Source organism: Clostridium tyrobutyricum DSM 2637 = ATCC 25755 = JCM 11008 (genome assembly GCF_000359585.1).
Taxonomy (GTDB): Bacteria; Bacillota; Clostridia; order Clostridiales; family Clostridiaceae; genus Clostridium_B; species Clostridium_B tyrobutyricum.
The window spans coordinates 63,267-86,894 of record NZ_APMH01000006.1; the positions used below are offsets into that span (position 1 = coordinate 63,267).

The window sequence follows — 23,628 nt, forward strand, 5'->3', positions numbered from 1 at the left end:
TAAATCTAAGCTAAATTGTATATTTAGATATAATTTATTTAATTTAAATTTGAACCCTAACATATGATGTAATAAGTAAATTAATTGTGGCAATATATTGCCACAATTAATGATATAATGTATATATCACTAAGATAAATTGTATATAAAAATTAAAAGGAGAAATAATTATGTCTAAGATAGGAATATCATTAAAAATACTTAATATTTTACTTGATGAAAATATACATAAGACTGATGAAATATCGGAAAAAGTAGAAATACCTAAAAGAATTGTAAGATGGTATATAAATGGCCTTTTAGAAGCAGGAATGTATATAGAGTCATTTACAGGGAGATATGGTGGATATGTATTAAAAAAAGAATACTGTCAAAATAATGTTTATAAATTATTAACAAGTAAGTCAAATATTAAAAATAGTGCTACATAGAGATCATTAGATATAGTTATTCAATTTCTCTATAAATTTTAAAAATTATAAAGGAATTGAAATAAATAAATAGAATATAATAATTAATTATTATATTTAGTAAATAAATGGAGGAATATATGGAGATATATGATATTAATGTTAAAGTGTATACACTTCAAAATATCTCAAAGGAAGATTCTATACAATCATTAAGTAAATTAATTGACCAATCTTTTTACAAAAATGAAAATATGAAAGATTTCCACACAGAAAATAAAATAAAGGGATATTGTTTTAATAGTTTATACCCGTTAGCTTTAGATAATAAAGTTTATCAAAAAGGAAACATTTATAATTTTCAAATAAGATGTATTCAAAGTAAATTAAAAGATCATTTCGTTAATTTCTTATGCAATGAATATACATCTAAATTAAAAGTACTTGTATGTAGAAGTAAGAAGATAAATAATAAACCTATAGAAAAAATCTATAGTATAACTCCATTGATAATTAAAATTTCAGATGAATATAAAACGCAGTATTGGAGAAATAACCACAGTGAGTCAGATTTCTTTGAATATATAAGAAATAGCAGTATAAAAAAGTATGAAGTATTGACAGGAGAAAAACTAGATAAAAACTTACAGCTATTTAATTATGAAAGGATAGATAATAAAAAACCTATATCTACTAAGTTCAAAAATAAAAATATTCTTGGTGACAAAGTGACTTTAAGAATTGACACAAATCAAAAAGCTCAAGATATTGCTTACATGGTTATTGGAACGGGCTTATGTGATATTTCATCTAGGGGATACGGGTTTGTAAATTATCAATATGTAAAGTGAAAGGAGACCATGATTTTTGATAAATGAAATATATGATATATTTAGTAAAATTTATACTGAGGCTGAAAATGGAGATAATCTTCTTATAGATAATTATACACTTTCACCTGGTGATTATGTTGAGTTTACCCTTGAAGATACTGCAGATAGTATAGAAATATTAAATGTAGATAAAAATACTGATCAATCCCAAGATGATTACAAAAAATTTGCAAAAATGGACTATGTAAGTGGACTAATCTCTATGAATAAACCTTTAGACCCCAAAAAAATAATACACAGTAATAGTATGTATACTTTCTATGTCAAAAAGGAAAATCTCGATAAATTCAAAGGAAAATTAAGTAATGAAGTTATAGATGGATATTACAGTATATTAAAAAATCCTAAGACTAAATATAAAAGGCCCAAAAGTAAAGAACTTTATTTAAAATTTGAAGAGAAGTATGGAAAGCCAAATGTGGAATTAATAGACAAAATACAAAATTGGATAAAAAAATATATAATGCAAATATCAGAAAAAATAGATTTAAATAAAACATATCTTAAATTATTTTATGACACGGATTTTGATAATTATAAAAAAGAAAGTGAAAGGTATATAATACCTAATATTTATAATAACACAGATTATAATATTAAAATAAAAAATAAAGTTTATGGATTACCTGATTTCAATATGGGATTGAACTCTAAAAAACCGTATTTAGAAAATAAAACAAGAAAAAGTAGATTACCTTTACTCGTAGATTCAGAGAAAATTTCTATGGAAAAAAAGTTATTTGACTATCTTATGAATTATGCATCAGAAGGAAAAAATTATGTATATGCAGCAAGAAATAATATAGATACTGTAAAAATGAATGACAGTAAAGAAAGTAATTTCAAAGGATATTTTTTTAGATTAAATAAAGGAAAAGAAGTAGAAATTATAGATTATGATTCAATAACAAATTATGAATATAAATTAAAGAGATGTATAAAACTTAAACCTATATTAAAAAATGGATTTGGAAAAGATTTCAAACTTATTAAAAGAAATTTAGGCAATATAGGCGAATTGAAAACTACTGTTAGTGAAGTATTTTTTAATAAATATTTAATAAAAAATTTTTTTACGGATTCGCAAAATATAAAATTAAATAATAGCAAAGTAAAGGAAGCACTTTTAAAATATAGATATGGATTTTATACATGGTTTTATAAGGGAGAAGAAGTTCTTGTAAAAGGCTTTTGGAACAAGATGACTTTGAAACTTTTATGTAATTCTATAAATCAAAAAAATATAAATAGAGCTATAAACCAATTTAACTTAAGGCATGCAGTACTAGACTATTTCAATAATAGAAATGAGGGGGATAAGATGGCAAATACTATTAAGAATATTAGAAAAAGTGTGGATGAAAAGATAAATATAAAAAAGGATATAGACTATAAAGTGGAAATTAACAGTGAAGAAGAATATTATTTTTGCATAGGTCAGTTACTTCAATATTTTTATAGCCTAAATAATTCGGGAAACAAAAATTATTCCTTTATAAATCCTATACTTACAGCTTCAGAAGATAAAGTTATAAAAGAAAAATTAAGACGTTTGTTTGTTAAATATAACTATGCAATTATGCCATCTATTAAATTCAGAAATATGTATTATATGATTTTAGGATATGAACCAGAAAATGAAGTGGATAAAGATTTGATAATAGCAGGATTTTTGTGTCCTAATTTAATATATAAAAAATCAGAAAAAAATAATTATGAGGGGGAAAATTAAATGAATAGAGTATATGGAGTTATTGGAATAAAATCTATTATGGCAAATTGGAATGCAGATTTTAGTGGGTATCCAAAGACTATAGGAGATGGTACCATATTTGGAAGTGATAAGGCACTTAAATACAGTATAAAAAAGTATTGGGACGACATGGGAGAAAAAATTTTATATATAAAATCCTTTAAAACAGATAAAGACAAGATGAGACCAAGATCTCTTGAGGAAAGATATAATAAGGTGTTTAATACCACACTTACTAAAAAGGATAATAGTGAAGATGTAATTAAAAATCTTTTTTCAACACTTGATGTTAAGTCTTTTGGAGCCACATTTGCAGAAGAAGGAAATAATATATCAATTACGGGAGCTGTACAAATCGGTCAAGGATTTAATGTATACCAATCTTCAAATTCTGAAGAGCAGCAGATACTATCACCTTTCAGAAGTGATAAGAAGAGTGAAGAAGGTAAAGAAGCAAATCAGAGTACTCTTGGAACAAAAATTGTAAGTGATGAGGCACATTACCTATACCCATTCTATATAAATCCAATTTCCTATAAAGATTATGTTGAAACTGGACTTACAGAAGGCTATACAGAAGATGATTATAAGAAATTTAAAGAAGGAGCACTTGTAGGAGCAACTGCACTTAATACAAATTCAAAGGCAGGATGTGAAAATGAGTTTGCATTGTTTATAGAGACCGATGAAGAAACTTATCTTCCAAATTTAACTCAATTTATGAATTTTATTAAAAAAAATGATAAATGTATTCTTGAGCTTTGCTCATTAAGTAAAATACTTGCTGAAATTAAAGATAGAATTAAGAATGCAGAGATTTATTATAATGATTATAAATTGGATATAAAAAATATGCCGGAAGGAACTAAAAAATTTAATATTTTTACAAGAAAAGAGGTTTAGACTATGAGGGTAGTTAGATTTAAACTTTCTGGTAAAACTGCATTTTTTAAGAAACCAGATGTGAATACTTATTATTATTTTACATATGGCAATATTCATAAGATAGCTATCCTTGGAATAATGGGAAGCATAATTGGATTTCATGGATACAATTGGCAGAGTATGGACTTTAAAAATAATATATATCCAGAGTTCTATAATAAACTAAAAAGTTCAAGAATAGCTATCGTAACATTAAATTCTCAGGGATATATAACAAAGAAAGTACAAACATTTAATAATTCAGTAGGTTATGCAAGTACTGAAGAGGGTAGAAATCTTATAGTAAAAGAGCAATGGCTGCAAAATCCAGAGTGGATGATTTATGTTAAATTAGACGAGATTACAGAACAATTTGCAGATATGATTTTACATAAAAGAGCTATATTTTTACCATACTTGGGTAAAAACGATCATTTTGCAGATATTACTAAAGTTAAAAGTATAGATATTGAAAAGATTGATAATTTTAATAAAATTCATAGCCTATTTGAAACTGAGTGTTTTAAAGTCGATAGATACCAGGAAGAAGACGATGATATAGCGTGGAAGTATACAGAATATCTTCCAGTTGAGTTGGATATGGAATTGAATCAATATAAATATAAACACTTCACAGCTACAAATATGAATGTAAAATCAAATAATCAAAATATAGAAGTATATAAGGATCTAGAGACAAAAAGCAATTTGTATTTCTTTTAAAATTTAGGGGGAGATATTGTGTATTTTGATGGAATAAAACTTTTTGATTTTGAGACTAATGTAGAAAATATATCTAATATGTATGCACATAGAGATAGAGATGATAAAAATAGAAGAGAGAAACTTTTAAAACATATAAATTTAACATATAAGTATATGAAATTTATATGTAGAGAGAAAAATCTTGATAATATACTTAATAATTTACAAAATAAGATTTTAACAAAAAAAGATAAAAAAGTGATTTCTGTGTGGAAAGAAATGATGGTAAATACAGTATATATGCATGATGTTGGAAAAATAAATCCTTCTTTTCAATACAATAAAATGTTAAATGAATTCTACGAAGATAACTCAGATGGGGAATCAAAGCATTCTCTTCTTGGATCATATATATATGTGAGTTATTTCAATAATAGAATAAAAGAAATAGAATTTGATAAAACTGATAAATTTTATTTGAAGTACTTTATGTATCTAAATTCATATATTATATCAAAACATCATGGATATCTTGATGACATGGAAGATTATGAGTTGAAACTGAATAATTTTCAAGAAGACTACAGTAAAGATGAATATTATCCTGATTTAAATATTATAACTTCAAGGAAATCAGTAATTTGTAATTCATTTAATAATTCAAAGGAATATATGGATGAATATACAGTGAATAATTCCAAACTCAATTTTTATATTTACATATATTCTAAATTTATTTTTTCACTTCTTACGGCTTCTGATTATTATGCAACATCTGAATTCATGAATGGAGAAAAGGTAAGTGATCTTGGAATAATAAGTAAAGATTTAAAACAAAGATTTGCAAACCACATAAAAAACTATAAGATCTTTAAAAGTATAGAAAACTATAAGAATAATCCCGTAATTGATGAAAATTATGACAACATAAATCAGCTTAGATCTGAAATAACAATTGAAAGTGAAAGAAATTATCTTGCCAATAAGGATAAAAATATATATTATCTTGAAGCACCAACTGGTGGAGGCAAAACTTTAACATCAGTAAATATTGCTAAATTAATACTTGAATCACATGAGAATATAAATAAATTATTTTATATATTTCCTTTTAATACTCTTGTAGAACAAACTGAAGTTGAATTTATGAAAATATTTAATAATGATAATTATATAAAAAAGAATATAGCTATAATAAATTCAATAACTCCTATAAAAACTGAAGATAAAGATGAAGATTATAATAACGTATTAAATCTGGATACAAAGAAAAAGATTGATTATAATAAAGCACTTCTAAATAGAATTTTTATAAATTATCCATTTGTCATAACAACCCATGTTAATCTGTTTAACTCATTTTTTGGTACAAGTAGGGAGGAGTTATTTCCACTTATAAACTTGTGTAATTCGGTAATAATTCTAGATGAAATTCAAAGTTACAGAAATTCTATATGGAAAGAAATAATCAACTTTTTAAGCTTATATTCTGAAGTACTCAATATTAAGTTTGTAATAATGTCAGCTACACTTCCAAGATTAAGTGAACTTTTAAATAATAATAATGATGATTTTGTATATTTAATAAAGAATAGAGATCATTATTTTAAAAACATTCTATTTAAAAATAGGGTGAAATTTGAAATGATTGATTTGGGAAATGATATAGATGAACAATTTAGAAATCTTTTGGAAGATGTAATGAAAGAAAGTAAAAAAAATAATAAAATACTTTTAGAATTCATATTTAAGAAGACTGCTGATCGTTTTTTTAGCTATGTTTCTAAAGAAGGGTTTTTAAAAGAATATGGACATGAAATTGCAATAATTACTTCAGATGATAATAAGTTAGATAGAAATAAAGTTATAAAAAAAGCTAAAGAAAAGAATAAAAAAATAATTATAATTGCTACTCAAATAATTGAAGCTGGAGTTGATATAGATATGGATTTAGGATATAAAAATATATCAATTTTGGATGCCGAAGAACAGTTTATGGGAAGGATAAATAGATCATGTTTAAATACTGGCAAAGTTAAATTTTTCAAAATCAATGATTGTAGTAGATTATATAGTGGTGATGTGAGAAAAGAAAAAGAGCTCACACTTGAAAAAGAGGAAGTTCAGATATTGCTAAAAGAAAAGGACTTCAAAAAATATTATGGTAAAGTTTTAAATAGGATTCAAAAAAATAAAAAAGAGTTTAATGATAATGGATATGCTGCTTTTGTAAACAAAATAAAGAAAAATAGTTTTAGCCAATTAAAGAAATATATGGAACTTATAAGTGATGATAATCAGATTAAATATAATATATTTTTATCAAGAAAACTTAAGAATGAAAAAGGTGAAATTATTGATGGAAATAAAATATGGGAAGAATTTAAAGCACTTTTAATGGATAATAAAATGGATTATTGTGAGAAAAAGGTTAAGCTGTCTATAATAAATTCAAAAGTTAATTATTTTATATACAGGGTTAATAAAATTCCAGAAATTTACAATGATGATATATTGGGAAATATTTATTACATTTCAGATGGCGAAAAATATGTTAAGGATGGAAGATTCAATCATGAGAGTTTTATAGGAGAAACACCTGATATAGCCAATCTATTTATATAATGAAGGATTTATATGAGAACGAATGGTACACTTATAAATTATTATTTCCACTGCAAGAGGCAGTGCTGGCTTCATGGTAACAGAATCAACATGGAGGATAACAGTGAGGATGTTCATATAGGAAAGATAATTCATGAATTGAAATCCGAAGGAAAGAAAAATTCAGAAATATCTATAGAAAATATTAAAATTGATAAAATTACAAAAGATTATCTTGTGGAAATAAAAAAATCAGATGCAGATGTTGAAGCTGTCAAATGGCAGGTACTTTTATATATATTCATATTAAAAAATAAAGGTATATCTAGAAAAGGAAAAATCGAATTTCAAGAAAAAAATAAACAGAAAAATAAGATAATATATGTTGAACTTACAGAAGAAAATGAATTGAAATTAAAAAGATTAATTAAAGATATAGATCAACTATTGGAAGAAGAAAATGCTCCTGAAATTGGAAAAATTAAAGGATGTAAAAAATGTGCTTATTATGAATATTGTTATATATAAAAATACATAAGAGAAGGTAAGTTTAATGGCAAATGGTACTAAATATTTAATGAGTATGGGAGAACTCAAAAGAAAAGATAATTCTATTGTATTTCATAATGACAAAGGAAATTCTTATTTACCAGTAGAATCTATAAAAGAAATATATTGCATGAATGAAATTGCCTTAAATACTAAATTTCTTGATTTTTGTGCAAAAGCAGGAATAACACTTCACTTTTTTAACTATTATGGATATTACAGTGGAACATTTTACCCAAAGGAAAATCTTGTTAGTGGTAAAGTGACAGTAAAACAGGTAGAAGCCTTTTTAAATAATAGAAACACTATAGCAAAATTATTTGTACAAGGTATAGCAGACAATATATATGAAGTTCTATATCCATTATTATAGACATGATAAAAAAGAAGTACAACATACAATTGAGTGGATAAGAAAAAAATTACCAGAGTATATTAAAGATGAGAATTTAGGAATAAAACAAATATTGAGAATTGAAGGTGAAATATGGCAGAGATTTTATGAGAATTTTAAATATATTCTTCCAGAAGATTTTATACTCAACAAAAGGGTAAAAAGACCTCCAGATAATCCTATAAATGCACTTATATCATTTGGAAATTCTATTTTATATTCAAAGACTGTATCGCAAATTTATAATACACATTTAAACCAAACTATAAGCTATTTACATGAACCATCTGAAGGAAGATTTTCTCTAAGTCTTGACTTATCAGAAGTTTTTAAACCAGTTATAGTTTATAGGACAATTTTTGATTTAGTAAACACAAAGCAGATTCAGGTAAGCAAACATTTTGATAAAAAATATAATTATTGTCTTCTAAATGAAAAAGGAAAGATGATATTTATACAAGCTATTGAACAGAGATTTGAGTCTGTTTTTCAACATACAAAACTTAAAAGGAAAATTACATATAAATCTGCAATCAAGATAGATGGATATAAACTTGAAAAATATGTAGTTGAAGGAATTGAGTTCAAGCCATTTAGTTTGAAAAATATGATATAGTATGGAGGATTTTAATGGGAAAAAATTTTAATTTTAATTATGCTTTTGTATTTTATGATGTAAATGAAAAAAGAGTAAATAAGATATTTAAAATATGTAAAAAGTATTTCCACCATCATCAAAATTCTGTTTTTAGAGGATCTATAACTCCATCTAAATTAATAAAATTAAAAAGTGAATTAAATAAGATCGTAGCAGATAAGGATTTTGTCACAATCATAAAACTTATAAATGATAGTTGCTTTGAGGAGGAAACTTTAGGTATAAATGATAAAAATACTGAAAACTTGATACTTTGAATTTTCCAACCTGTTTGCTATTTAGAATCACTTCAATTTATTTAGAATCAATGGGTTACGTTATTTCTTATAAAATATATGCATAATAAAAATTGGTTGGAAAAAATTCAGCGAAAACCTTTATTTATATGCTTTCAAAGCTTATAATGAAATTAAAGAATGGCTATTTTACACAGGTTGAACCTTAACATGAGATGTATTTAAATGCATTCAGACTTGCAACTGTAACTCCCTAGTACTCCCCGTTGAACCTTAACATGAGATGTATTTAAATGCAGACGTTATGGTATTTGATGCTATTTCATTGGCAGGTTGAACCTTAACATGAGATGTATTTAAATTATTCTACTCTTGACATTGCTTGAACTTCATAATTAGTTGAACCTTAACATGAGATGTATTTAAATGCGGGAATGACACTTGATACTTTCGCATCTACAAATGGTTGAACCTTAACATGAGATGTATTTAAATAAGTCAAACGGATCTCTACCCTTTCTTTCAACATGTTGAACCTTAACATGAGATGTATTTAAATAATCTAAAAAAATCCACACTGAGTTGTCCGGCAGTAGTTGAACCTTAACATGAGATGTATTTAAATAAAGCAGACATAGCATTTACATACTCTTCATTTGTGTTGAACCTTAACATGAGATGTATTTAAATATGGTGGGTTGGAACGAATATTGATGGCATTTTTTATGTTGAACCTTAACATGAGATGTATTTAAATCCCATAGAAGCTCTATACTTGCCCATATATCACCTGTTGAACCTTAAAATTTTTGAAAATATTAAAATCAAACATTTTAATTAAAGAGACAATTATTATAAATAAATTGGTATAGAATTATATTGAATAAATCTATACCAATTTTTAATTTGATATCAAGCCTTTGTTAAAATATCTGTTAAACCCAATTTTTCTATTCTCTTTTTTATCTCATTTTTATCTGTAGTATATAGTCCCTTTTCTTTCATTCTGTTAAAATACTCTGCACCTGCAAAAGTGTATCTGTTTTTTCTACCCTCTGCAGTTTTAATTTTGTAATTGGCATAGCTTATTATATCTCCAATGGCAGTTTCAGTTGGAAGTACCAGCTCAGGTCTGCCGAGAGCATATCTTACTGCATTATGCCCTGCAAGAGAACCTGTACATATGGCTTCTGTATGACCTACGAATAAACCGCTTTTTTCTCCACCACAGAATAGGTTATCTACTCCTCGTACATGTAGATCATTAGAAACAGGGGCTACAGAAAGATATCTTATAGAATTTCCCTTGCCACCAGAGTAAGGATCTATAAATTTTACATTTTCTAATCCTGGTATTTTTCTCAATTTATCAAGAGGGTAATAAGATGTCATCAGTTTTGCATGACCAGTATCCAAAAGTACAATGTTTTCTGCAAAATCTTTTAAAGCATATTGCTGGCATACCTTTGCCTTTAATTTATCCAAATTTATATCTTCCTTTGGAACTTTGAGCACTACTACACCTTTGTTTTCTAGTTCACTTACTAATTCTTTACTCATAGTATCCTTTGCAAGTTTACATGAGCCACTGAATGCTCCATAATTTCCATCGGATCTTTCTCCATGGAGATCTTCTACTCCTGCACATTTGCTTATACTTATTCTAGGACCAAAGGATGGACATCTTAATATACACATGGAACAGCCATTCCCATATCTTATACAATTACCCATGGGACCTGTAGAACCAGTAGTTTCTATAAATACATCTGCTTCTTCATAATCGCCATTTGCAGTATATATTCCATCTATTTTATTGCCATCCATTTTTACATCTGAAACTCTTGAAATTAACTTTAATTTTATTCCACTATCCAATAAATAATTTCTAACTATTGGTTCTATTTTATTTACATCATACAACCATGCGTGTTTGTGACCGGGAAAGTCCATATTTTTATGCCTTGTAAGGCTATCTGTAATATTTATAAGATCTCCTGCACCTAGTGCTATAATTTCTTCTGCGGCTGTATATCTTCCATTGTTTCGCATTATTCCACCTACATTTCCAAGTCCTAGTACCATATCTGTCTTTTCATGTATAACTACCTCTGCACCAGCTTTTTTTGCTGTAAGAGCAGCGGCACATCCGGACCAACCTGAGCCAATTACTATAACTTTCATAAAAATGCCTCCTATATGAATCTTCTATCTTTAAACAAATCTCTAGGGTCCATTTGAACCTTGCATAATCTTTTAACTACATCGTTTTTATAGTGTTTGGTGCAGCTTGCACATATTCCTTCACCACAATTCATTTTGGCATTATTGCAGCAGGAAAAGTTTATAGATTTATCTATAAACTTGAGAATCTTGTAGATCAGTATGTCAGGTCCACCACAGTAAATTACATTTATATTATTTTCACTTATAATTTTACTCAATGTAGATTTAAAATTTTCAGTAAGCTCTCCATTATACAATATAGAGGAATTTATTATTTCAGAATTGCATTGATCAAAATATTGTTTTCCAAAATTATCTTTAAATTCTGTATCTAAAATTGATATGATTTTATTGTTATTTGAACTTAATTTTTTTATAACATTAATAGAAGGTGCAATTCCTATACCTCTAGCTATAATTAAAGATGTTCCATTTTTAGCTTTTTTGATGTTTGAAAGTCCCATTATTCCATTGTAGAAAGGACCTCTTGCCGATATTTTTTCATTGGCGTTTAGTTTTAATATATTTTTTGTCTTTATTCCATTTTCCTTTATGGCTACTTTTATAGTACTTTTATACATATCTGCTTCCATTATTGATATTGGAACATTATAGTAGGTTGGAAGTTTTATGTTTTTTAAAAATATAAAACTCCCAGGATATACTAACTCTTTTACTAGGCTTTCAGGTGCTTTTAGAGTTAATATATAAAGTGAATCTTCAGTTTTTTCTTTTTTAAACACTGTTGCCATATAAGTTTTCCTCAATTTTGTCGGTTTCTTTCCATTGGATATATATTTTTCATATATGCAAACACCACACCAATCTTTGCACTGGCAGAATTCTTCGCCAGAAAGCTGAGAGCAGAGTATGCAGTCATGAGTCTCTGCAAGATGACATGGACAATAAATACTACCAGCATCGATACAATACATGTAAATAACCTCCGTCTATAATTCCTATAAATATTTAAGTTTCATTAATTAATATTGAGATAAATAAAGCTGTGTACATTATCAGATTATTTTTTAGGCTGTTTTTTGTTACTTGAATTATGTTAAAAATTTATGATATAATTTGTTTCAACAAGAAATATATCAAATTTTATATAATCTATGAACATTTAATGTGTTATTATATATAATAGGATAAAGGAATTAGTTTAAGAAAGGATGTTTTTAATGGAAGAAAATATGGAAGGAAATTATGATTTAACAAATCCATACGAAATTGCAAGATACATAAAAGAGGCTAAAAAAGCTACACCAGTTAAAGTATATATTAAAGGAGATATATCGGATTGTGACTTTGGAAATATAGAAGATTATGGTTCGGCTGATTTTCATGTGATTTTTGGTGAAAGTGATGAGATAACAGATTTCTTAGAAAAGAACAAGAATAAGATAAATAAATTCAGATTAGAATATGATAGACGTAATTCAGCAATTCCATTAATAGATTTAAGAAATATAGATGCAAGAATAGAACCTGGTGCTATAATAAGAGACAAGGTTAAAATAGACAAAGGTGCAGTAATAATGATGGGCGCAGTAGTAAACATAGGTGCTGAAATAGGAGAGGGCACCATGGTAGATATGAATTCAGTTGTAGGTGCAAGAGGCAAGCTTGGAAAGAATGTACATCTTGGTGCAGGATCCGTTGTAGCCGGAGTTCTGGAACCACCAAGTAAGTCACCATGCATAATAGAAGACAATGTTCTAATTGGTGCAAATTCGGTTGTTTTAGAAGGTGTTAAAATAGGAAAAGGATCTGTAGTTGCTGCGGGATCTGTAGTAGTAGAGGACGTTCCTGAAAATGTAGTTGTGGCAGGTTCACCTGCAAAGGTAATAAAATCTGTAGATGACAAGACAAAAGGCAAGACAAAGCTTGTTGCAGATTTGAGAAAATAATATATAACAAAAATAGGTATACATGATTACGTGTATACCTATTTTGAATTATTTAGGAGATTCTTTTGTTCTTTACATTATTATTAGTTTTATCTGTTTCAGTTTGTTTTATACTTGTATCATTGGTGTCATCTGAAGATTCCTCATTAAACGTATCTTCCTCATCAGAAGTTTTATCTATCTTTTCCATTTTGGATATGGAAACTTCGTAAGCAACTTTTTTTATTGTTTCGGATTCAGAGATTTTTTTCTGATATTCTCTACTTTGCAATCTTCCCCATACTCTTATATTGTCACCAACTTTTAAGGATTTGCAAAATCTTGAGTTTCTCCCCCAAGCTATAGTTGGTATGTAGTCGGATTTATTATAGGCTCTATTTACTGCTAAAAGCATGTCAGAGATCTCTCTACCAAAAGGTGTTGTTCTATAAACAGGTTCTTTGCATATAAATCCATCAAGAAATATTTGGTTTGGATTTTTACTTTTTTCAGTGCAAACACTTATATTTCTTGCAAATACAGTTAATATAAGTCTGTTTGCTCCATCTACAAATTTATTATAGGATCTTAATTGACCCTCTACTATTACTTGAGTTCCTAATTTGATATCTATATCACTTATTAATCTTTCTGAAATTGTTATAAAGAGTATATCGTTAGTTTCACTTAACCTTGGTACTTTAATATTAAAAGTATAAAAACCTTCACCATACATTTCATGGCTGAAATTAAGTTCTGAAATCACTTCCCCCTCTAGATAAATCTTGTTGTTTAACATAAGATTCTCCATGTAAACCCCTCTTTCCATTAGTTTTAAATTATTTATCTACATATAAATATTCATAAAAGTTTAAAAATATACTAGAAATTGTAATTTAATCTTTTACTTGTTTGCCGCTTTGATCTATTTTATAATTATCTTTATATATTAAATCGCCAACAGTAACAAATTTATATCCTTTATTCTCAAGTGTTTCTATTATTTTTGGCAAGTTTTCCGGAGTATATTTAGCACTGCTATGAAATAAAAGTATTGAACCTGGCTCAGTATTTTCAATTACTTTTTTGTATTCAATATCAGAACCTTTTTCCATCCAGTCCACACTATCTACATTCCATTGAATGCATTTATAGCCTGAAGATTCTACTACGCTTACAGCTTCATCATTATAGGATCCTGCTGGAAATCTAAATAGTTTTGTACCTGTACCTGTTATGTTTCTTATTTTTGCTTCATTTACATTTATATCTTCTAAAATTTTGTCTTTTGAGAGTTGTGTCATGTCCGGATGTCTATTGGAATGATTTCCAAGTTCATTTCCTCTTTCAGAAATTTGTTTTAGCATGTCCGGATATTTGTTTACCCAATCACCAACTACAAAAAAGGTAGCTTTGATTTTATATTTATCAAGTATATCAAGTATTTCTTTAGTATGCTCGGTGTTTCCAAGGCTTACGTCAAAGCTTATGGATATTTTTTTATCCTTTGTATCTACACAGTAAATGGGTAATTTTTTATTTATGCCCATGAATACCCCTGTATTTTTGTAATTTATTAATAAAGAGAAGACTGAACCTATAATTACAAGAATACATACCATAAACAATTTTTTCTGTGCTCTTATTCTCAAAAATTTACCTCCTAAATTTTTTCCCATAGTTTTATATAGTATTTTTAGCGTATAAATATTACATAAATAGATAAATATATTTTGAGATATTTTATGTTATAATTATTAATAAAGATATTTTAATATTTTTAATTCAATGAGGTGGATTTAAATGTCTGAAAATACTCTAGAATTAGCGGAGAATAAACTTCTTTTACTTTATATATTTAAAAAAATAAAAATCCCTATTTCTAATAATAAGATTACAGAGATTATACTTGAAAATAATTTTATAAATTATTTTATACTTCAGCAGTATTTGGATGAATTACTGGTTTCTAAATTTATTCAGTATGTTGATGCAGAAAAAGATCATAAATTACTGATTACCAAAAAAGGTATAAAAGTATTGAATCTATTTGAAAATATGATATCCAAAGAAAAAATAAAAATAGTAGATGATTATTTTAAAAAACATGTAAATAATACAGAAAAAGATGTACTTATAAGTTCTGAATACATTTCAAAAGATGAAGATAATTATATAGTTGATTTAAAAGTAACAAAAAACGAAATTACATTAATGAATATAAAATTAAGTGTAAAGTCGGATAAAGAGGCACATGAGTTGTGTAATAAATGGAAGAATAATACTGATGACATATACTATAAGATTGTCCAAACTCTCTTAGAAAATTAAAAATCAATTTATTATCATACCTGTAGGTTCAGCCCCTATAGGTATAAATTGTTTTAATCCATTCTCCACATTTAATTTTATTAAGATATTGTTGTAGTTGTCTCCTATATAGAGTTCATTGCGATATTTTAGTATCCTGGATGGCATACCACCTACAATTATTTTTTTCTTTTCCCTATAATTATTTATATTTATCATACTTATAGTACCATCTCCAAAGTTTGATATATAACAGTAATTATTAGTACAGTATATATCCATAGGGGAATTTCCTACAGTTATTCTATTTATTATAGTATGATTTTTAAGAGATAATATAGATATATTTCCTTTGAATTCAGATCCCAAATTACTTTCGCAAACCAGTATATGCTGACCATCTATAGTGAAAATAGCTTTTGTAGGATAAGCTCCTACTCTTATATTTTTTATATGTTTTGTATTTGTGCAATCTATTAATGTTATGCTGTCACTTTCCATATTGGATACCAGAAGAATTTTTTCCCTGGCATTTAAATATATGCTGTGAGGAAGATTTCCACAGGGGATTTGTTCAACTATTTTTTTAAGATTGAAATCAAATACTATCAAACTATTTGAATCACCGCATATTATATAGGCTTTATTACCTAATGTAACAATATCATTGCAATTGGAGCCTATATAGTAATTATTTTCATTTATGTCAGTTTTTAAATTTATTATAGAAATGCTGTTGCTGTAATTATTAGCTGTTATTAATTTATTGTTTCTTGTACATATTCCATGAGGACCTATCTTATAGGTTAGATTTTCAGATTTCAGGTGAATCTTTTTGATTACACAGAAATCATCTAAATTAACTTTAGATATAAAGTCGGAATAATTACTGCATATATAAAGATAGCTCAACTCCATCACCCCCTACAAATATAATATGTACATGTATTAAAATGTGTAATAGTAAAACTAAATTATTTTTTATATGAGTTCTTGTATAAGTTTTATATATTATATATAATAAATTTATATAAATATTTGATAGGATGATGACGATGTATAGTTATATACCAAAGGGTGTGTGCTCAAGAAAGATAAGTTTTGATGTAGTGGATGATAAAATTACTCATGTAAGTTTTGTTGGAGGATGTAATGGAAACCTTCAGGGAATTTCAAGACTTATAGAAGGCATGAATGTAGAAGAGGCAGTAAAGAGATTAAAGGGAATTTCGTGTAATGGCAAGGGAACCTCATGTCCAGATCAATTTGCGAAAGCTGTAAGTAGTATAGTTTTAAATAAACAGCATGCCTAGGAGGAATAAAATTTGAATGATTTAACATCTAAAAATGTACAAAATATAGAGATATCCGGTATAAGAAAATTCTATAACAAGGTACAAAAGTATCCAGATGCTATATCCCTGACTCTTGGACAGCCGGACTTCAATGTACCTGATGGAATAAAAAATGCCATGATAGAGGCCATAGAGCAAAATAAAACCTCATATACCTCTAATGCCGGTATTGTTGAACTTAGGAATGAGATATCCAATTATCTCAAAAGTCTGGACATAGAGTATGATTCGAAGGAAATATGTCTTACAATAGGTGGCAGTGAAGGATTAATGGATGTTTTTACTGCCCTTATAAATAAGAATGACAAAGTGCTTATACCAACTCCTGCTTATCCAGCTTATGAGAGTTGTGTAAAGATATTAGGTGGGCAGATTATAAATTACAGTTTAAAAGAGGATTTTTCTGTTGATTTTGACCATTTGGAGAGGATAATTAAAGAGGAACATCCTAAAATCATGGTTATCTCATATCCATGTAATCCTACAGGTGCAATACTTTCAAGAGAAGATAGCATAAAATTATATAAGATTATTTTGGATAATGATATTATTGCTGTAAGTGATGAAATGTATGCTGCTCTATGTTTTGATGATAAATATTATTCTATAGCTCAGTTTGGAGATTTAAAAAGTAAAGTTATAATTGTAGGTGGATTTTCTAAGATGTTTTCTATGACAGGACTTAGAATAGGTTATGTATGTGCTGAAAATAGGTTTATGAATGAAATAATGAAAGTTCATCAATATAATGTATCCTGTGCTCCGTCAATTGTTCAGTGGGGGGCTTTTTATGGACTTAAGAATTGTATGAAAGATGTAGAATATATGAGAAATGAGTTTGTAAAGAGAAGGGACTATCTTTACAGTAGACTTAAAAAAATGAATTTTGATGTCAATTTGCCTATGGGTGCCTTTTATATGTTTCCATCTATAAAGAAATTCAATATAAAAAGTGACAAATTCTGTGAAGTGCTCTTGAAAGAGGCCAAAGTAGCAATTGTACCAGGGTCTGCTTTTGGAAAAGGTGGGGAAGGGTACATAAGAATATCATATGCATCAAATATTGACAAGCTTAAATCAGCGGCAGATAGAATTGAAAAATGGATTTGCTCAGTTTACAATTAATGAATTTTGCTTGTGGCAAAATAATAAGGATTTTTCGACATAATCTGAAAAATCCTTATTATTTGTAAACTGTGCATTGACAAATGATAATTATTAATTGTCATTTGAAATAACGTTATCCATATTGTATAGGCCGGCATTTTTTTTATACATGAATTCACAAGCTTTTAAAGCACCAATGGCAAAAACTTCTCTTGAAATTGCAGTATGTTTTATCTCTATAGTTTCACCCTGTCCTGCAAAAAGTATTTCATGTTCTCCAACTATGCTTCCACCTCTTATAGAATGAATTCCTATTTCATTATGAACTCTTTTCTTAATACCTTCACGTCCATTTACAAACTCAATATTGTCTGGAATTGTATCCTTTATGGTGTCTGCAAGTAAGATAGCAGTACCGCTAGGAGAGTCAACTTTTTGGTTATGATGCTTTTCAACTATTTCTATATCAAAATTTTTATAAAGCAGTGAACTTATATTTTTTAATATATTGTTTACTACATTTATTCCTATAGACATATTCGCAGATCTAAATATAGGAAGTATTTTAGAAAGATCATTTATCTTCTTTATTTGTTCATCGCTGTATCCAGTAGTACAAAATACTATTCCAATATTATTTTCTTTTCCATATTCAATTAATGAATCCAATGCATCAGGTCTTGAAAAATCCAAAATTACATCTGCGGATATATTACAATCTGATATGGATGCAAAAATTGGATAGTTGGATTTTTCAGTATTTCTATCAATACCTGCAACGATTGATACATCTTCAATAGTATTTGCTAGTTTAGATATGACTTTACCCATTCTGCCATTGCATCCACTTAATATAATTTTAACCATTAATTTATACACCTCTATAATTTTATTTTAGTTAGTTTATATGAAGAATTTAACGTGAAAGATTGAAATCTTTCACGTTAAGTACAAGATATAAAATATTCAATTGCAATTATTTTAAAAGCCCATAATTTTTTAATTCATTTTTTAGTATATCGAGATTTCCATTTGCCATGCTGCAAAGTGGAAGCCTTAAATTCCCAACACTTTTACCTAGAAGATTTAAAGCTGTCTTTATAGGAATAGGATTTGTTTCTATAAACAGTGCTTTAATAAGTGAAAATAAATCAAGTTGGATTTTTAGAGCACCTTCAGTATCTCCTTTGAAGAATAATTCGCACATTTTTTCCATATCAGTAGGAACTATATTGGCTGCTACTGATATAACTCCAACTCCGCCTAAAGCTAAAATTGGAATCGTCTGATCATCATTTCCAGAATATATATCTATCTTATCTCTGCAAATTGCTTTCATGTAAGCAATTTGGCTTATATCTCCACTAGCCTCTTTTATGGCAGTTATATTTTCTAAATCACATAATTTTTCTAGAGTCTTTGGTGCTAAATTCAAACCGGTTCTGCTAGGTACATTGTAAAGAATTATAGGAGTACTTACAGCAGTATTTACAGCTTTAAAATGTTCTATAAGTCCCTTTTGTGTAGTTTTATTGTAGTACGGAGTAATTACAAGAAGCCCATCGACACCTATACTTTCAGCCCATTGGCTCATAGATACTGCATGGGAAGTACAATTACTGCCTGTACCAGCTATTACAGGTATTCTCTTGTTTACTTTCTCTACAGTAAATTTTATAGTGGCCTTATCCTCTTCTACAGTCATAGTTGAGGATTCACCGGTAGTTCCACATACGACTATAGCTTTGGTTCCTGACTGTATGTGCCATTCTATAAGATCTGCCAACTTTTCAAAGTCTACAGACCCATCACTTTTAAATGGTGTAATAATTGCAACTGCTGAGCCTTTAAATAAACTCATAAAAACACACCTCGTTCTAATTTATTATTTATATAATATTATATTCAAATTGCAGCTATTTGTTTTTAATTATGCATTCTGCTATTTCTACTGCATTTGATGCCGCGCCTTTTCTTATGTTATCAGCAACTACCCATAAGTTCAATCCATTTTCAACACTGAAATCCTTCCTAATTCTTCCAACAAAAACTTCATCATGTCCAGCAGCATCAATGGCCATTGGATATACTAAATTTTTAACATCATCTTTTACAATTAATCCGTTTGTATTTTCAAATAATTTAAATATATCTTCTATTTCAAATTTATTTTCCAATTCTATATTTATACTTTCGCTGTGGCCATAAAAAACTGGGACCCTTGCAGTAGTAGCAGTTATTTTTAAATTGTCATCATGAAGTATTTTTCTTGTTTCATTTATCATTTTCATTTCCTCTTTTGTATATCCATTATCAAGGAATACATCTATATGGGGAAGTATATTTCCAGCTATAGGATATGGGAATTTTTTAGGAGCGGCACCTTTATATCCTTCAAGTAGATCATTGTATCCTCCAACACCAGCACCTGATACTGCTTGATAAGTTGAATAAACTATTCTCTTTATTCCATATTTTTTCTGAAGTGCCTTAAGTGGAAGCATAGCTTGTATTGTAGAACAGTTAGGGTTTGCTATTATTCCCTTGTTCCATTCTATATCTTCAGGGTTTACTTCAGGTACAACTAGAGGTATATCCTTGTCCATTCTCCATTGACTACTATTGTCAATTGCAACTGCTCCATAGTGTGCAAATATAGGTGCATATTCTTTACTTACAGAAGCACCTGCAGAGAATAAAGCTATATCTATTTTTTTATTTTTTATATTATCTTCTTTTAATTCTTCTACAGTAAAATCCTTACCTTTAAATTTTAATATTTTACCTGCTGATTTAGAAGAAGCATACAAATATAAATTCTTTATTGGAAAATTTCTTTCCTCCAAAACTTTAATAAATGTTCTTCCTACCATTCCTGTGCAGCCTACTACTGCTACATTGCAATCCATTAATTACCACTCCTTAGTATTTGTTATAAGTTATAATTATTAATTATATTTTAAATAACTGTGCTATTCAATACCATATGTACACATATACTAAATATTTTACACTAAAATTTTAAATAATTAAAAATTAATATGTTTCTTATGTAGTCATATTGAATATTTGTAATTAAAATTTCATATCACTAAATATAAAAATTAATGTTATAATTTAAATAACTCTATATTTTTGTTCTTTTTACAATTATAACAGATGATATTAAAAAGTTAACCCTTAAAATAGTGAATATAAGTATAAATATCACTTTTCAGGAAAAAATACTTTATATAAAACTATGGAGGGTTAAATATGTCAAAAACACCATTAAAAAAAATAATAAAGGCTAAACTCAAGGCAAATAAAAAACTTACAGCAGCTGAAGAGTTGAGAGAAAAGCTAAAATATGAGATTGCCGAGGAGCTGGGGCTTAAAGATAAAGTGAATGAACGGGGATGGAGTGGATTGACTTCTGAAGAGACTGGTAGAATTGGAGGAATGATGGCAAAACGAAAAAAGCAACTTAATATACCTAAAAATGAAGTCATACTAAAAAATCAAAGAAAGGATAAATGATTATTAGAGATATGGATTGTTATAATAATTTTGCATATATATATGATGATTTAATAAACAATGATATAAACTATGAACTTTGGTCCAACACAATAATGAAAGTTTGTAAAGAGTGCAATATCGATAATAAAGACTATTTGGATATAGGATGTGGCACTGGAAATCTTACTGAAAAAATTGTGCCAAATTTTAAAAATTCATGGTGTGTGGATTTATCAAGTGATATGCTTACAAAAGCACAAGAAAAATTTATATATAAAAAGTTGAAAGTCAAGTTGGTATGTCAGAATATGATTGAATTGAATCTGAATAGACAATTTGATTTGATAACATGCTGCTTGGATTGTACAAATTATATTATTGAAGATATGGAATTGACAAAATATTTTAAATCAGTAATTAAACATTTAAAACCTAATGGTATATTCATATTTGATATAAATTCCTACTATAAAATAACAGAAGTACTGGGAAATAATATATATGATTATGATGATGATAAAATAACCTATATATGGGATAATAATTTAGAAAATGAAATTGTTGATATGTATCTCATTTTTTTTATTAAAGAAGGACAACTGTATAGAAGATTTGATGAACATCACAGCGAAAGAGCATACAAATGTGAACAATTGGAAGGTATTCTTTCAGAATGTGGTTTTCAAGTCCTAAAAAAATTAGATAATTATAGTGACAAGGTTCCACAATTAAATTCTGAAAGAATAGTTTATGTAGTGAATAAAAAGGAGAATAATTGATATGAAAGATAAAATAGTACGAGCTATGGCAAATAACAATACTGTTAGGATAATTTCAGCTACTACAACAAATTTAGTAAATGAGGGAATAAAGATGCATGAATGTACTCCTACAGCTGCAGCTGCTCTTGGAAGAATGCTTACAGCAGGTAGTTTGATGGGTACAATGCTTAAATCTGAAAAAGACAGCTTGACCATTAAAATAGCAGGAGGTGGAAAAGCTAAGAGCGTAATCGTGGTAGGCCATCCAGATGGAAGTGTAAAAGGATATATAGGAAATTCATCAATAGATCTTCCTCCAAATAGTAAGGGAAAATTGGATGTTGGAGGTGCTATTGGGAGAAGTGGAAATCTGTCCGTAATAAAGGATATGGGATTAAAAGAACCGTATATCGGTCAGGTACCTATAGTTACAGGAGAAATAGGAGATGATCTTGCCTATTATTTTACCGTTTCAGAACAGACCCCATCTGCAGTGGGTCTTGGTGTTCTTGTAGATACAGATCTTACTATAAAGGCAGCAGGGGGATTTATAATACAGATGATGCCAGGTGTACAGGAAGATACTGTCGCCCTATTGGAAGATAGATTAAAGAATATACCTTCTGTAACAGATATGATAAGTGGTGGAATGGATGCTCAAAAGATAATAGAGAATATTTTTGAAGATATAGACTTGAATATACTGGATGAGATGCAACCATGCTATAAATGTGATTGTTCAAGGGATAGAGTTGAAAGAGCACTCATAAGTATAGGGGTTAAAGATTTAAGTGAAATATATGAAGAAGGCAAGACAGAAGAATTAAAGTGTAATTTTTGTAATAAAGCGTATAAGTTTACTCATGAACAAATTGGAAAACTGTTAAATTGTATTAACAACAATTAAAATAAAAAGGACATTTGTTAATAAATTAATGCAATAAATGCTTTATAAATACTAAAAGGTTATATTGAAGAAAAAATTAAAATAAAGTATTGACAATATATAATTGAGCATATATAATGTTAATTGTTGCAGCGGAAAACAAGTTGCGAATTAGTAAAGCATTAGCGAATGTCTTGGGCGCATAGCTCAGCTGGGAGAGCATCTGCCTTACAAGCAGAGGGTCACAGGTTCGAGCCCTGTTGTGCCCACCAAAGTATTTGCTTAATTAATTGGCTTTTAATTAGTTAGTTTACGACTTGGATTAATTCTGACCTGTTTTAAGTTGGCCAGATAGCTCAGTCGGTAGAGCAGAGGACTGAAAATCCTCGTGTCCCTGGTTCGATTCCTGGTCTGGCCACCATCATTATGCGGGAGTGGCTCAGTGGTAGAGCGTCACCTTGCCAAGG

General features: G+C 28.2%; 23 protein-coding genes, 2 tRNA genes, 1 pseudogene and 1 CRISPR repeat array. Of the genes and pseudogenes, 18 read left to right on the top strand and 8 right to left on the bottom strand.

Annotated features, from left to right (window positions below; translation table 11 throughout):
- Positions 1–170 precede the first annotated feature (170 nt).
- The 9 genes and pseudogenes from J418_RS0104950 to cas2 all read left to right on the top strand — a co-directional run bounded on the left by J418_RS0104950 (position 171) and on the right by cas2 (position 9,147).
- Entirely contained in the window at positions 171–431 is a 261-nt protein-coding gene (locus J418_RS0104950) for an Rrf2 family transcriptional regulator (protein ID WP_017894950.1), read from the top strand.
- Between the two features lie 119 nt (positions 432–550).
- The gene (locus J418_RS0104955) at positions 551–1,261 is read left to right on the top strand and encodes a CRISPR-associated endoribonuclease Cas6 (protein WP_017894951.1); all 711 of its coding nucleotides are present in this window, start codon (positions 551–553) and stop codon (positions 1,259–1,261) included.
- 16 nt (positions 1,262–1,277) lie between these two features.
- Positions 1,278–3,035: a hypothetical protein gene (locus tag J418_RS0104960; protein ID WP_017894952.1), complete on the top strand. Its 1,758-nt coding sequence runs from the start codon at positions 1,278–1,280 to the stop codon at positions 3,033–3,035.
- Positions 3,036–3,959, top strand: coding sequence for a type I CRISPR-associated protein Cas7 (locus tag J418_RS0104965; protein ID WP_017894953.1), 924 nt, complete (start codon positions 3,036–3,038; stop codon positions 3,957–3,959).
- Between the two features lie 3 nt (positions 3,960–3,962).
- Positions 3,963–4,703, top strand: a complete 741-nt coding sequence (cas5b, locus tag J418_RS0104970) for a type I-B CRISPR-associated protein Cas5b (RefSeq protein WP_017894954.1) — start codon at positions 3,963–3,965, stop codon at positions 4,701–4,703.
- 18 nt (positions 4,704–4,721) lie between these two features.
- The gene (locus J418_RS0104975) at positions 4,722–7,310 is read left to right on the top strand and encodes a CRISPR-associated helicase/endonuclease Cas3 (protein ID WP_017894955.1); all 2,589 of its coding nucleotides are present in this window, start codon (positions 4,722–4,724) and stop codon (positions 7,308–7,310) included.
- A 12-nt stretch (positions 7,311–7,322) separates the two neighbouring features.
- On the top strand, positions 7,323–7,817 hold the full coding sequence (gene cas4 / locus J418_RS0104980) for a CRISPR-associated protein Cas4 (protein ID WP_017894956.1): 495 nt from the start codon (positions 7,323–7,325) through the stop codon (positions 7,815–7,817).
- A 25-nt stretch (positions 7,818–7,842) separates the two neighbouring features.
- Positions 7,843–8,848, top strand: a pseudogene (cas1b, locus tag J418_RS15450) (type I-B CRISPR-associated endonuclease Cas1b).
- Between the two features lie 14 nt (positions 8,849–8,862).
- Complete coding sequence (gene cas2, locus J418_RS0104990) at positions 8,863–9,147, top strand: CRISPR-associated endonuclease Cas2 (RefSeq protein ID WP_017751169.1); 285 nt, start codon at positions 8,863–8,865, stop codon at positions 9,145–9,147.
- A 176-nt stretch (positions 9,148–9,323) separates the two neighbouring features.
- Positions 9,324–9,883: a CRISPR direct-repeat array (repeat unit 30 nt; unit sequence GTTGAACCTTAACATGAGATGTATTTAAAT).
- A gap of 155 nt (positions 9,884–10,038) precedes the next feature.
- Here the strand turns inward: cas2 and J418_RS0104995 are convergent.
- Positions 10,039–11,310, bottom strand: a complete 1,272-nt coding sequence (locus J418_RS0104995) for an FAD-dependent oxidoreductase (protein WP_017894959.1) — start codon at positions 11,308–11,310, stop codon at positions 10,039–10,041.
- Positions 11,311–11,321: 11 nt separating this feature from the next.
- Positions 11,322–12,287 (bottom strand): sulfide/dihydroorotate dehydrogenase-like FAD/NAD-binding protein, encoded by a 966-nt coding sequence (locus J418_RS0105000; protein ID WP_017751176.1) that lies wholly within the window; start codon positions 12,285–12,287, stop codon positions 11,322–11,324.
- A 246-nt stretch (positions 12,288–12,533) separates the two neighbouring features.
- On the opposite strand from J418_RS0105000, the gene dapD reads away from it, so the two are divergent.
- Positions 12,534–13,262: a 2,3,4,5-tetrahydropyridine-2,6-dicarboxylate N-acetyltransferase gene (gene dapD, locus J418_RS0105005; protein WP_017751177.1), complete on the top strand. Its 729-nt coding sequence runs from the start codon at positions 12,534–12,536 to the stop codon at positions 13,260–13,262.
- 52 nt (positions 13,263–13,314) lie between these two features.
- On the opposite strand, the gene J418_RS0105010 is transcribed toward dapD, so the two are convergent.
- Together J418_RS0105010 and pdaB are read right to left on the bottom strand one after the other, a co-directional pair.
- On the bottom strand, positions 13,315–14,052 hold the full coding sequence (locus tag J418_RS0105010; RefSeq protein ID WP_017751178.1) for a single-stranded DNA-binding protein: 738 nt from the start codon (positions 14,050–14,052) through the stop codon (positions 13,315–13,317).
- A gap of 85 nt (positions 14,053–14,137) precedes the next feature.
- On the bottom strand, positions 14,138–14,893 hold the full coding sequence (gene pdaB / locus J418_RS0105015; protein WP_017751179.1) for a polysaccharide deacetylase family sporulation protein PdaB: 756 nt from the start codon (positions 14,891–14,893) through the stop codon (positions 14,138–14,140).
- Between the two features lie 151 nt (positions 14,894–15,044).
- Between pdaB and J418_RS0105020 the strand changes: the two genes are divergently transcribed.
- Positions 15,045–15,572 (top strand): DUF4364 family protein, encoded by a 528-nt coding sequence (locus J418_RS0105020; protein ID WP_017751180.1) that lies wholly within the window; start codon positions 15,045–15,047, stop codon positions 15,570–15,572.
- Positions 15,573–15,575: 3 nt separating this feature from the next.
- On the opposite strand, the gene J418_RS0105025 is transcribed toward J418_RS0105020, so the two are convergent.
- Complete coding sequence (locus tag J418_RS0105025; RefSeq protein WP_017894960.1) at positions 15,576–16,463, bottom strand: YncE family protein; 888 nt, start codon at positions 16,461–16,463, stop codon at positions 15,576–15,578.
- A gap of 143 nt (positions 16,464–16,606) precedes the next feature.
- Between J418_RS0105025 and J418_RS0105030 the strand changes: the two genes are divergently transcribed.
- Together J418_RS0105030 and J418_RS0105035 are read left to right on the top strand one after the other, a co-directional pair.
- The gene (locus tag J418_RS0105030) at positions 16,607–16,864 is read left to right on the top strand and encodes a TIGR03905 family TSCPD domain-containing protein (protein WP_017894961.1); all 258 of its coding nucleotides are present in this window, start codon (positions 16,607–16,609) and stop codon (positions 16,862–16,864) included.
- A gap of 12 nt (positions 16,865–16,876) precedes the next feature.
- Positions 16,877–18,031 carry a pyridoxal phosphate-dependent aminotransferase gene (locus J418_RS0105035; protein WP_017894962.1) on the top strand — a complete coding sequence of 385 codons (1,155 nt, stop codon included), beginning with the start codon at positions 16,877–16,879 and terminating at the stop codon, positions 18,029–18,031.
- Positions 18,032–18,124: 93 nt separating this feature from the next.
- Here the strand turns inward: J418_RS0105035 and dapB are convergent, their stop codons facing one another.
- The 3 genes from dapB to J418_RS0105050 form a co-directional block, all read right to left on the bottom strand.
- Entirely contained in the window at positions 18,125–18,880 is a 756-nt protein-coding gene (gene dapB / locus J418_RS0105040) for a 4-hydroxy-tetrahydrodipicolinate reductase (RefSeq protein WP_017751184.1), read from the bottom strand.
- Between the two features lie 109 nt (positions 18,881–18,989).
- Positions 18,990–19,874 (bottom strand): 4-hydroxy-tetrahydrodipicolinate synthase, encoded by an 885-nt coding sequence (dapA, locus tag J418_RS0105045; RefSeq protein WP_017751185.1) that lies wholly within the window; start codon positions 19,872–19,874, stop codon positions 18,990–18,992.
- Between the two features lie 55 nt (positions 19,875–19,929).
- On the bottom strand, positions 19,930–20,922 hold the full coding sequence (locus J418_RS0105050; protein WP_017751186.1) for an aspartate-semialdehyde dehydrogenase: 993 nt from the start codon (positions 20,920–20,922) through the stop codon (positions 19,930–19,932).
- A gap of 346 nt (positions 20,923–21,268) precedes the next feature.
- Here J418_RS0105050 and J418_RS0105055 point away from each other — a divergent pair, with 346 nt between their 5' ends.
- The 5 genes from J418_RS0105055 to J418_RS0105075 all read left to right on the top strand — a co-directional run bounded on the left by J418_RS0105055 (position 21,269) and on the right by J418_RS0105075 (position 23,582).
- The gene (locus J418_RS0105055; protein WP_017751187.1) at positions 21,269–21,532 is read left to right on the top strand and encodes an alpha/beta-type small acid-soluble spore protein; all 264 of its coding nucleotides are present in this window, start codon (positions 21,269–21,271) and stop codon (positions 21,530–21,532) included.
- Entirely contained in the window at positions 21,529–22,293 is a 765-nt protein-coding gene (locus J418_RS0105060) for a class I SAM-dependent DNA methyltransferase (protein ID WP_017751188.1), read from the top strand. Before J418_RS0105055 ends, J418_RS0105060 begins: the two co-directional genes overlap by 4 nt.
- 1 nt (position 22,294) lies before the next feature.
- On the top strand, positions 22,295–23,182 hold the full coding sequence (gene hslO / locus J418_RS0105065; RefSeq protein ID WP_017751189.1) for an Hsp33 family molecular chaperone HslO: 888 nt from the start codon (positions 22,295–22,297) through the stop codon (positions 23,180–23,182).
- Positions 23,183–23,357: 175 nt separating this feature from the next.
- Positions 23,358–23,433 (top strand) — tRNA-Val (locus J418_RS0105070).
- 73 nt (positions 23,434–23,506) lie between these two features.
- Positions 23,507–23,582: transfer RNA gene (locus tag J418_RS0105075), tRNA-Phe, on the top strand.
- Positions 23,583–23,628 lie beyond the last annotated feature (46 nt).